We start from the raw sequence: 10,707 nt of genomic DNA on the forward strand, positions 1-10,707 counted from the left end.
TCGCTGAGGAAATCTCCGGTGGACATCCTGATCCGCTAAACGCAAGCGCACGCCGGGTCCAGCGTCATCATGGGCAGCTCCGCAAGGCGACGATCGGCCCGATCTTGGCTCTTGCGCGCGGCGCGCCGCGAGGCCATCGCTGCGACATGGATCGTGTCGATGCCATCGTTGCCGGCGCGGGGGTGGTCGGCCTCGCCGTGGCGCGCGCGCTGGCGCGGCGCGGGCGCGAAGTGCTGATCCTCGAACGCGAGGAACAGTTCGGCACGATCACCTCCTCGCGCAATTCCGAAGTCATTCACGCCGGATTCTACTATCCCCCCGGCTCGCTCAAGGAGCGGCTTTGCATCGAGGGGCGCGAACGCCTCTACGCCTATTGCGCGGCGCACGGCATCGCCCATCGCCGCTGCGGCAAGCTGGTCGCCGCCTTCGCGGGCGACGACGTCGCCGACCTGCGGGCGCTGTTCGACAAGGGCGGCGCGATCGGAGTCGAGCTCGAATGGCTCGACGGGGCGCGGGCCTCCGCGCTCGAACCGGCGATCCGCTGCGAGGCCGCGATCCACTCGCCTTCGACCGGCATCCTCGATTCGCACGGCCTGATGCTCTCGCTGCTCGGCGAGGCGGAGGATCGCGGCGCGGTGCTCGCGCGCGAGACCGCCGCGCATGCGGTGACCCTTCGCGACGGCCGCTGGGCGGTCGAGGCGGGCGGGATCGAAGTGGCCTGCGATATCTTCGTCAATGCCTGCGGTCTCGGCGCGCAGGCGCTGGCGGCGCGCATCGAACCGCTCGATGCCGCGCTGGTCCCACCGCTCCACTACGCCAAGGGCAGCTATTTCGCCTACCAGGGCAAGGTGCCGTTCTCGCGGCTCGTCTATCCGCTGCCGGTGCCGGGCAGCCTCGGCACGCACCTGGCGCTCGACCTCGCCGGACAAGCGCGGTTCGGACCAGACATCGAGTGGGTGCCCGCGATCGACTATCACGTCGACCCCGCCCGCCACGCCGCCTTCGCGCAATCGGCGCGGCGGATCTGGCCCGCGCTCGATCCTGAGAAGCTGGTGCCCGCCTACGCCGGGGTGCGGCCCAAACTGGTCGGACCAGGCGAGCCGCTTGGCGATTTCGTATTGCAGGGCGAGGCCGATCACGGCCTGCCCGGGCTGATGAACCTGTTCGGCATCGAATCCCCCGGCCTCACGTCCTCGCTGGCGATCGCCGAGGAAGTATGCCGGCGGCTCGGGCTCGCGTCCTGATCCCCGGAGCGATTCGCGCTGTGTCACCCGGCAGCGCGGGAAGGCCATCCCCCGTTGTCCGTTTGGTGATCAAAACCGCGCTTTCCGGCTGGGCACGAGCGCGCCGTGCGCTAGCCTGGCCCGAGACCATGCGATCGACACCCGACGCCTGTCTCATCGCCGCAATCCAGACCGAGGCAGCCTGCCCATGACCACCGAAACCGCCGCTGCCTGGATCGAGCGCGAAAATCCCGCCCGGCCCAACGAATGCGTCGGACGCATCGCCAAGGACGATGCGGAGCAGGTCGCCGCCCGCGTCGCCAGCGCGGCTCGCGCCCAATGCGGATGGGCGAAGCTCCCGCTCGAGGCGCGCGCCGCGATGCTGCGCGAGGCGGTGGCGGGCGTGACCGACTTCGAAGGTCTCGGGGCGACCATGGCCCGCGAGATGGGCAAGCCCGTCGGCGAAAGCGCGGGCGAGGTCCGTTTCGCGACGATCCTGTTCGGCGACATGGAGCGCCGGGCCCTGCGCCTCCTGCCCGATGCCGAGCGCGGCAGCGGCCCCGGCCGGCGGCTGATGCGGCGCAGGCCGGTGGGCGTGATCGGCGCGATCGTGCCGTGGAACGCGCCGGTGATCCTTTCGGCGACCAAAGTCGCCCCCGCGCTGCTTTCGGGCAACGCCATCGTCGTGAAGCCCTCCCCGCTCGCGCCGCTGGCGACCACCGCCTTCCTGCGCACGATCGCCGCGCGCCTGCCCGACGGCCTGCTCAGCGTGGTCAACGGCGACGCGGAGACCGGAAACGCGCTGATCGAGGCGCCCGAAATCGGCAAGATCGCCTTCACCGGCGGCACCACGGTCGGCCGCGCGGTGCTGGCCAGGGCCGCGAGCCGCTTCGTGCCGTGCATCATGGAGCTGGGCAGCAACGATCCGCTGATCGTGCTCGACGACTGCGACCTCGCGCCAGAACGCCTCGAAGGCATGATCTGGGGCAGCCTGCTCAACGCCGGGCAGGTTTGCATGGCGGCGAAGCGCATCTTCGTCCACGAAACGATCATGGCGCGCTTCCTCGAGGCCTATGTCGAGACCGCGCGCAGGGTGCTGAAGATGGGCGACCCGCTCGAAGCCGGGGTCAATCTGGGCCCGCTCGTCACCGCCAAGGCGCGCGACGCGGTGGAGACGCTGGCCGCCGAGGCCGTGGCGGCGGGTGGCAGGACCATCGACCTGCTTGCCGAGGGCGCCGCCGGAGCGCTCGAGACCAACGGTTATTTCGCGATGCCCCGGCTCGTCACCGGGCTCGACGCGGAGGCCCGTCTCGTGCGCGAGGAGCAGTTCGGCCCGGTGTTCCCGGTGCTGAGCTGGCGCGACGAGGACGAGGTCGTGGCCATGGCTGACGCCGCGCCTTGCCTCACCGCCTCGGTCTGGTCGGCCGATGCCGACCGCGCCTGGGCGCTCGCTTCGCGGCTGGAAGCCGGGCTGAGCATGATCAACGCGCACAACCGCGGCGGCCTCTCGCTCGACCTGCCCTTCGGTGGCTCGGGCGAAGCGGGCTTCGGGCGCGAGTATGCCGACGAGGGCTTGCTCGAATACTCGATCCCGAAAGGCTTGCATCAGCCCGCCGGGGCGGGCGGCGGCCGCTATCCGGGGCAGCGCTGATGCCGCACGCCGCCGCACGTCCCGTCGCATCACGCGAAACCGCGCGATGAGCGCAGGCCGCTTCACAGCGATGACCGTGATCGTCACCGGCGCGGCGGGCGGGTTGGGCTCGGCCATCGTCGAGGCCTTCGCCGCCGAAGGTGCCCGGGTTCTGGCGACCGACATCTCCTATCCTGATGCATCGGAAGCCGACGGCGAGAGCATCGTGCGCCGCCGCCTCGACGTAACCGACGAGCACGACTGGATCGCGCTGATGGACGCCTGCGAGGAAGAGTTCGGCGCGCCCGACGTGCTCGTCAACAACGCGGGGATATACCGTCCGAACATCGCTTTCGAGGACATGCCGATCGATCTGTGGCGTCGGCACTTCGCGGTCAATTCCGACGGCACGTTCCTTGGCTGCAAGCATGCGATCCGGCGCATGAAGCCGCGCGGGCGCGGCGCGATCGTCAACATGGGCTCGGGCATGTCGATCAAGTCCAACCCCTCCGGCGCGGCCTATTGCGGTTCCAAGGCCGCCGTCCTGATGACGACCCGCACCGCCGCCGGCGCGGCGGGCCCGTACGGCATCCGCGTCAACGCCGTGCTGCCGGGCGCGGTGCCCACCGCGATGCTGATGGGCAACAAGCTCGAGGACGATACCGACGCGAGCCTCGTCGCGCGACTGGAGGCCCACAGCGCGCTCGGCCGCCTCGCGACCGCAGAAGACATCGCGCGCGGGGTGCTGTTCCTCGCGGCGCCCGAAAGCGCGGCGATCACCGGCGTCTACCTACCCATCGACGGGGGCAACATGCCCGGCGCCTAGGTTGTTTGGACAATCGCTGCCTTGACGAACCACCGCTGGGACGAGCCTTGGAAAACAGTCCGGATGGCACGAAGGGCGTAGGCAGCGGTCAGGCCGCCAGCACCTCCGCCCGTTGGCATGAGTTCGGCCAGGTGTCCGCTTTCGGCAAACTGCTTGCGAGCCTGGAACGTCGCGATGGTCGGGGTGAGCGGAAGCCCGGCCAGCACCTCGCCCGCTCAGCCTGAGCTTGTCGAAGGCCACGCGCGAAGGCCTTCGACAAGCTCAGGCTGAGCGGAATTGGGGATGTGCCCCGACTGCTTTGTCGTCGAGTCCGGACGGTCCGCTTTAGGATGAAGACCCTTGAGACCGGACGCCGTTCGAGCCGGTGGAGTTCGTCCACGCAGCTATAGCGACCAGCCCTCTCCGAAGCTGACCAGTTCGGACGTCAGGCCCGAGACTTCCCAGCTCAGCCGCAACGTCACGTAATCGTCGGGATCGACCCAGAGCCGCGCGGGCGGCCAGTCCGGGCCCCATTCCAGCAGGAAATGCTGGGCGGCGAAGCGTCCGGCGGGCACCTCGATCTCCTCGGGGCCGAGGTACGTCACGCCGATCGTGATCGGCAGCGCGAGCAGCGAGGATTCGCCTTCGATGTCGTACGAGCAGGTGACGCTCGGCACCTCGACGCGCACGCCGGGGTTGGCGGTGCCGACACGGATCGCGATCATGCCGTCGCCGACCAGCGGATGCAGCCCGACATAGTCGCGCCGTCCCGGCAAGACCTGGCTGACGCGGCCGAGCGCGGCGGTCAACGCTTCGCAGTGCGTTTCCTCGTCGGTGAAGCGATAGGAGGTGGCGCCGACCAGTTCGCCCTTGCGGACCACGCGCACCTGCGCCTCGACCGGACGGTGCTCGGCGTCGAGCGTCCAGCTTGCGTCGCGCGTGAGCTGGCCGTTGGCCATGATGCAATAGGCGCGCACGGTGCGGCCATTGGGGCGGATGTCGATGTCGAAGCGTTCGCGCCCGCGAACGCCCAGGGCATGGTTGTAGACGATCTCGCCCGCAAGCCGCCGTGCACTCATGTCGCTCTTCCTGATCTAGAGGCTGACCGTAACCGCCTTGGTCTCGAGATAGAGGTCCATGCCCTCGCGCCCGAATTCGCGGCCCCAGCCCGACTGGCGATAACCGCCGAACGGGATGTTCGCGGCGACCGCGCCGTGGCAGTTTACCGAGACATGGCCCGAACGGACGCGTCCGGCGACGCGATGCGCGGTGGCGAGATCGCGTGTCCAGACGCTTCCCGACAGGCCGTAGACACTGTCGTTGGCAAGGCGCACGACGTCGTCGATCTGGTCGCCCTCGAAGCGCTGCACGGCCATGACCGGCCCGAAGATCTCCTCGCGCACGATGCGCATGTCGGGCGAAACGTCCGCGAAGATCGTCGGCTCGACGAAGTGCCCCTCGCCCTCGATCGCGTTGCCGCCGGCGACGAGCCGCGCGGGGCTGGCCTTGCCGTCCTCGATATAGCCCGTCACGCGCTGCTTCTGGCGCGCCGAGATCAGCGGGCCGATCATCGTGCCGGGCGCGAGTCCATGCCCGATCTTCATCCGGGCGCAGTGGTTCGCCAGACCCTCGAGCAGTTCCTCGTAGATATCGGCGTGAACGAAGATGCGCGTTCCCGCCATGCAGTTCTGACCCTGCAGGAAGAACGTCGCGGTGGCGACGCCGGGGATGGCCCTGGCGATGTCGGCATCGGGAAAGACGATCACCGGCGACTTGCCGCCCAGTTCGAGCGAGACCTTCTTGAGATCGTCGGCGCAGTCGCGCGCGATCGCCTTGCCGACCTCGGTCGAGCCGGTGAACGCGATCTTGGAGACGCGCGGATGGCGCACCAGCGCGTGGCCCGCCTCCGCGCCGTCGCCGTTGACGATGTTCACCACGCCCTCGGGAATGCCCGCCTCCAGGATCAGCCTTCCCAGCAGCACCGCCGAAAGCGGCGTTTCCTCGGCGGGCTTGAGCACCACGGTGCAGCCCGCCGCGAGCGCCGGCGCGAGCTTGAGGCAGGCCATCGACAGCGGCACGTTCCAGGGAATGATCTGGCCGACGACGCCCACCGGCTCGCGCAGCGTGTAGGTGAGCGCATCGCCTTCGGCGAGAATCCGCTCGGGCGGGCTCGTCGTGGTGCCCTCGATCCGCTCGGCCCAGCCGGCGTAATAGTTGAGCAGTTCGACATTGCCGCGCGTGATCATCTCGGCGAGGATCAGCGGCATGCCGTTGTCGAGCACCTCGATCTCGGCCAGCGTCCGCGCGTTGGCCTCGAGCAGTTCGGCAAGGCGGCGCAGCAGCCGCGCCCGCCCGAAGTTGCCGATCCGCGACCAGGGCCCCTCGAACGCGCGCGCCGCCGCCGCCACCGCGCGGTCGATATCCTCGGCCGCGCCCATCGCGAACCGCGCCAGGTCGCGGCCCGTCGCCGGATCGCTGGTCGTGCCGTGCCTGCCGCTCGCCGCCTCGACGAACCTGCCGTCGATCAGCAGCGGAAAGTCGCCCGCCAGCGCTTCGCGGGTCGCGGGCGAAAGCGCGGCGCTCACCGCGTCCGCATCGGGGATGTCGGGGCGTACCAAGGTCTTTTCCTCTGTCATTGCCGGTCCGCGCTCAGCCGAGCTGGCCGGGGATGTGGTTTTCGTGGTTCTCGAGATACCAGGCCGCGATTTCCTCGCGCGTGGCCCACCAGACGCCTGGCAGCGACTTGGCGTGCTCGATGAACTCGCGGATCGCGCGGACACGGTGTGCGCGGCCAGTGACGTGCGGGTGCAGACCGATGTTCATGATGCGGCCCGAACTTGCGCCCTCTTCGTAGAGCACGTCGAGTTCCTCGATCAGCGCGTCGCGGAACTGGTCGGTGGTGAAGTTCTTGCGCGTGATGAAGGTGAAGTCGTTGATCTCGTTCGAATAGGGCACGGAGACGATCGGTCCGTTCGGGGTGCGGATCAGATAGGGCTGATCGTCGTTCATAATGTCGCAGTAGAACGTGCAGCCCTGCTCGGCGAGGATGTCGGCGGTCTGCAGCGTCCCGCGCAGCGAGGACGAGAGCCAGCCTTTCGACTTGCGCCCGGTGAACTTTTCGAACTGCGCGAGGCTGCGCATCACGATCTCGCGCTCCTTGGCGGGATCATGCGCGAAGTTGGTCAGCAGCTCGCCCTGCTCCCAGTTGTGGGTGAGCAGTTCCCAGCCGCGTTCGAGCACCGCGTCGGTCATCGCCTTGCGGCGCTCGAACGTCACCGCGTTGGTGGTGCACGACGCCTTGACGCCCAGTTCGTCGAACAAGTCGAACAGCCGCCAGATGCCCACGCGCTGGCCGTATTCGCGCCAGGTGTAGTTGGGAAAATCGGGCGTATTGCCGGGCAGAATGTCGGGCAGGATCGCCGGACCGCCCGCGTAGTAGGGCTTGTCGGTGTCCTTGGTCAGGTCCCAGGTTTCGAGGTTGAACGTGATGAGCAGCGCGACCCGCGCCCCGCCCGGCCACTTGAGCGGCTGGCGTTGCGGCATCGGGACATAGTCGTATTCCATCTTGTGAGACTCCGTGAAGTTCGCGTCGGGGGGCGCGAGAAAGGTTCGTCAGAAATCGGCGAGCAGGCGGCCGAAGCCTTCCTTCCGGTCGGCGATTCCCATGCTGCGCAGCGCATGCCAGTAGGTTGCTGTATTGATGGCGATGACCGGCTTTTCCAGCCAGAATTCGGCGATCGCCGCAACCTGCGCAAAGGCGAGGTTCGTCCCGCACTGGATCACGGCGTCCGCACCGTCGGCCACTTCCTCGGCGGCGCGCTTGAGCGTGCGCGGGCTTTCGTGGGCGATCTTCATCGGCGAGGGGCAGCGCAGGCCCTTGATCGCGGTTACCTCGTAGCCCTGGTCCTCGAAGAAGCGGCGCACGTTCGCGTCGCCGACCGGCATGTAGGGGGTGACGATGCCCAGCTTCCTGATGCCGCCGTAGGCCCTGATCGCGGCATCGACCGCGGTCGAACCCATGATCACCGGCACGCCGCCGGTGCGTTCGAGCACCCGCCCGTGCAACCGCTCGGCCCCGTCCGCGCCGTCCCAGAAGGTCTCGGCCGACATGCCCATGATCAGGCAGCCCGGCTCCATCGACAAGGCGACGTCGATCGAATCCATCGTCGCCTCGCGGATGTTGTCGAGCATCACCATGAAGCTTTCGTCGGAATCGACCTCGGTATCCGGAATCGCGATGCGGGCGAAGTGATTGGTGACGCCGCGCGGGCGCATGTCGTCGTATTCGGGCTGCACGCTGGTGTTGGTCGAAGGCGCCACGACGGCGAACTTCATCCGGTATCCAAGCGAATCGGTCATCGGTCATCCCCACACAGGATCGGTCTGCCCGGCCCCTGTCCGCGCGAGCGCTCGGGACTTGCGGCCCTTTCTCGGTAGCCGGGCGGCGGCGGGCAAGGGGACAGGCCCCGGATTGATCACCTGTCGGCCACTCGGTGTCCGGCGCTGGCCGCGAGCCGCGCCGGAGGGAAGGTAGGCGCGGTGAAAGACTATCTCGTCATTGGCGCCGGCATCGCCGGGCTGTCGCTGGCCCTGGGCCTTGCCAACCGCGGCAGGCAGGTGATCGTGTGCGAGCGCTCGCCTTCGATCGAGCCGGTCGGCGCGGGCCTCACGCTATCGGCCAGCGCGCGCGCCGGGCTCGCCCATCTCGGCCTCGGCGATGACATCGACCGGCTGGCCGAACCGCCCGATCCGGCGGTGGTGCTCGACTGGAACACGGGAAAGCCGCTGACCACGCGCGCGACGGCCAAGCACTTGTGGGAGACGCGGCGCATGTCGCGGGCGGACCTGCAATCGCTGTTGCTCGCCCGCCTGGAGGCGACGGGCCTTGCCGAACTGCGGCTCGGCAAGGCGCTTGCCGGGATCGAAATAGGTGCCGAGGGCGCCGTCGCCCGCTTCGAGGACGGCAGCGCGATCGCCGCCGCCATGCTGTTCGGAGCCGACGGCGCGCGTTCGAGCGTGCGCGCCAGCCTGTTCGGCGACGGCTCGCCCGCCTTTTCGGGCCGCGTCGCCTGGCGCTTCGTGCTCGATCACGGCGAGGCGGCGCCGCTGATGCAGGGCTTCGGCGCGACGATCACCTCGGGACCCGATGACAGTCTGACCGCCTATACGATGAGCCAGGGAACGCAGGTGAACTGCGTCGCCATAACCCGCTCGCATGAATGGGCCGCCGAGGGCTGGAGCGAGCGGGGCGATCCGGCCGAACTGGCCGCGAACTTCGCCGGCAGCCATGCCGACGCGCGGGCGATGATCGCGCAGGCGGCGAAACGCCCGCTCTACCGCTGGGGACTGTTCGACCGTCCGGTGGCGCCGCTCTGGGCCAAGGGGCGCGCCGTGCTGATCGGCGATTCGGCGCATCCCGTGGTGCCCTTCCTCGCTTTCGGGGCGGGCCTTGCGATCGAGGACGCGGTCGTACTCGACCGCGCGCTGGCCGCGCACGACGATCCCGACACGGCGATCCGGGCCTATCAGGCGGTGCGCATCCCGCGCGCGCGGCAAATCCAGGAAGCCTCGCGCGCGCAGGCGCTCGCTTTCGACCGGGCCGGGCAATGGGACGAAAAAGCGCCGCCGCCGTTTCTCGATCCGGCCATCCACGAATACGATCCCGTTACCATCCCCTTCGCAACGGATACCCACGCGCGATGACCGATACCTCCGGCCGGCACCCCTCCTCGGCGCTGATCCGCGCGACGATCTTCGTGCGCGACCTGGACGCGGCGACACGCTTCTACGCGGCGATCGGGCTCAGCGAGGTCTATTACGAAGGCAAGCTGCAGCACCCCTCGGCCACCGCGATCCTCGGCTTCGACGATCCGAGGCCCTTCGAGATCCGGATCGTCAAGCGGCCCGGCCCGAACTACGGCATGGTCGGACTGTTCAAGCTCGCCGACGGCACCACCGACGAACAGGTTCCGGCCGCCGCCGGACCGGCGCGGATCGGCGAAGTCGCGCTCGTCTTCTACGTGCGCGACATCATGGCGACGATCGCCGACCTGCGCGCGCTCGGCGCCACCTGGGCGCCCGAACCGCAGACCTTCGCGATGGAGCACCGCAGCCAGCTCGAAGTCTGCCTGCGCGACCGCGACGGAGTGCTGATCAACCTCGTCGAGACCGACCCGTCCCAACAGAACCGCACCAGGCCCGAGATCGAATACGCCGAGGGCCGAGATTGCTTGTAAAGACGTAGCCGAAACGAGGGAATTTTGATCGGCTAGACTGTAAAGGTTTTTGATATCATTATATCCGCCTGCGGAATCGGAGTTCCGATGTCGATACCAGCTCGCTGCATAAAATGCGGATTTCAGTTTACATCTAGCATGTTCGCCTTCGAAGATGCGGAAGACGTGACTGTCACCGATTGCTGGGAATCTTGCCCGATTCCCGGATGTGGTGGAATTGGGAAGCTTCAAGATGGAACTTACGACTTTATCGGCAAGACTTTAGTTGCATTTCGAGCACCAGAAGTCACGAGAGAGAGCATCGAACGGTTCGTAGAGATCGCTCAAAGCCTTCAGTCCGGCGATATATCACCAGAAGATGCGTCTAATAAGATTGAAAAACTCGGCACGAATCTTTCTTCTCTTTGGCAATGGACGAACAATAACGCTGCTGCATTGTCTCTTATAGTTGCAATAGCAAATTGCTTTCTAGCGTATTACTTATGGGATCTATCTAGAGCATCGGATACTGAACTTACCCATTCCATCCAAGAAAATACTGAAGTTAGAACCAAAGAATTAGAAATACTTAAGAAGATTTATGACGAAATTCAATTAATGGGCGTGAAAGCGCCAGATGATCTCGAACCAGCCCCACCCGAACTCGAATTCACGCCCGCGCGCAGCTATATGCGGGATAAACGTTCGATCAAGCTTCGTAGACTTCGATTGAGTTGCTCTCATGTGGCGCTAGCTGGTCGCCGGTGAAGAACGCTGAAGCCCGCAGGAAAGCGTGGGTTTTATCGAAGTCCAAGTAATCGAAATCACAAGGTT

General features: G+C 67.1%; 10 protein-coding genes. 6 read left to right on the forward strand and 4 right to left on the reverse strand.

Features of this window, described 5'->3' with window-relative positions:
• Nucleotides 1–146: 146 nt before the first annotated feature.
• The 3 genes from B2G71_RS22425 to B2G71_RS22435 all read left to right on the forward strand — a co-directional run bounded on the left by B2G71_RS22425 (nt 147) and on the right by B2G71_RS22435 (nt 3,679).
• Nucleotides 147–1,244: an NAD(P)/FAD-dependent oxidoreductase gene (locus B2G71_RS22425; protein ID WP_098108886.1), complete on the forward strand. Its 1,098-nt coding sequence runs from the start codon at nt 147–149 to the stop codon at nt 1,242–1,244.
• 187 nt (nt 1,245–1,431) lie between these two features.
• Nucleotides 1,432–2,874 (forward strand): aldehyde dehydrogenase family protein, encoded by a 1,443-nt coding sequence (locus B2G71_RS22430; protein ID WP_098108887.1) that lies wholly within the window; start codon nt 1,432–1,434, stop codon nt 2,872–2,874.
• A 46-nt stretch (nt 2,875–2,920) separates the two neighbouring features.
• Nucleotides 2,921–3,679: an SDR family oxidoreductase gene (locus tag B2G71_RS22435; protein ID WP_168176463.1), complete on the forward strand. Its 759-nt coding sequence runs from the start codon at nt 2,921–2,923 to the stop codon at nt 3,677–3,679.
• Between the two features lie 383 nt (nt 3,680–4,062).
• Here the strand turns inward: B2G71_RS22435 and B2G71_RS22445 are convergent, their stop codons facing one another.
• The 4 genes from B2G71_RS22445 to B2G71_RS22460 are packed head-to-tail and all read right to left on the reverse strand — an operon-like array spanning nt 4,063 to nt 8,017.
• Nucleotides 4,063–4,737, reverse strand: a complete 675-nt coding sequence (locus tag B2G71_RS22445) for a hypothetical protein (RefSeq protein WP_098108890.1) — start codon at nt 4,735–4,737, stop codon at nt 4,063–4,065.
• Nucleotides 4,738–4,752: 15 nt separating this feature from the next.
• Nucleotides 4,753–6,276 (reverse strand): aldehyde dehydrogenase family protein, encoded by a 1,524-nt coding sequence (locus B2G71_RS22450; protein ID WP_240530307.1) that lies wholly within the window; start codon nt 6,274–6,276, stop codon nt 4,753–4,755.
• A gap of 31 nt (nt 6,277–6,307) precedes the next feature.
• Nucleotides 6,308–7,222: a polysaccharide deacetylase gene (locus tag B2G71_RS22455; RefSeq protein WP_098108892.1), complete on the reverse strand. Its 915-nt coding sequence runs from the start codon at nt 7,220–7,222 to the stop codon at nt 6,308–6,310.
• A 48-nt stretch (nt 7,223–7,270) separates the two neighbouring features.
• Complete coding sequence (locus tag B2G71_RS22460; protein WP_098108893.1) at nt 7,271–8,017, reverse strand: arylmalonate decarboxylase; 747 nt, start codon at nt 8,015–8,017, stop codon at nt 7,271–7,273.
• Nucleotides 8,018–8,197: 180 nt separating this feature from the next.
• Between B2G71_RS22460 and B2G71_RS22465 the strand changes: the two genes are divergently transcribed.
• The 3 genes from B2G71_RS22465 (at nt 8,198) to B2G71_RS23885 (ending at nt 10,641) form a co-directional block, all read left to right on the forward strand.
• Nucleotides 8,198–9,361: an FAD-dependent oxidoreductase gene (locus B2G71_RS22465; RefSeq protein ID WP_168176464.1), complete on the forward strand. Its 1,164-nt coding sequence runs from the start codon at nt 8,198–8,200 to the stop codon at nt 9,359–9,361.
• Nucleotides 9,358–9,894, forward strand: coding sequence for a VOC family protein (locus tag B2G71_RS22470; protein WP_098108895.1), 537 nt, complete (start codon nt 9,358–9,360; stop codon nt 9,892–9,894). Before B2G71_RS22465 ends, B2G71_RS22470 begins: the two co-directional genes overlap by 4 nt.
• A gap of 138 nt (nt 9,895–10,032) precedes the next feature.
• A complete protein-coding gene (locus B2G71_RS23885; RefSeq protein WP_141521668.1) occupies nt 10,033–10,641 on the forward strand; it encodes a hypothetical protein in 609 nt (202 codons plus the stop codon).
• Nucleotides 10,642–10,707 lie beyond the last annotated feature (66 nt).

This window comes from Novosphingobium sp. PC22D (assembly GCF_002556635.1).
Classification (GTDB): Bacteria; Pseudomonadota; Alphaproteobacteria; order Sphingomonadales; family Sphingomonadaceae; genus Novosphingobium.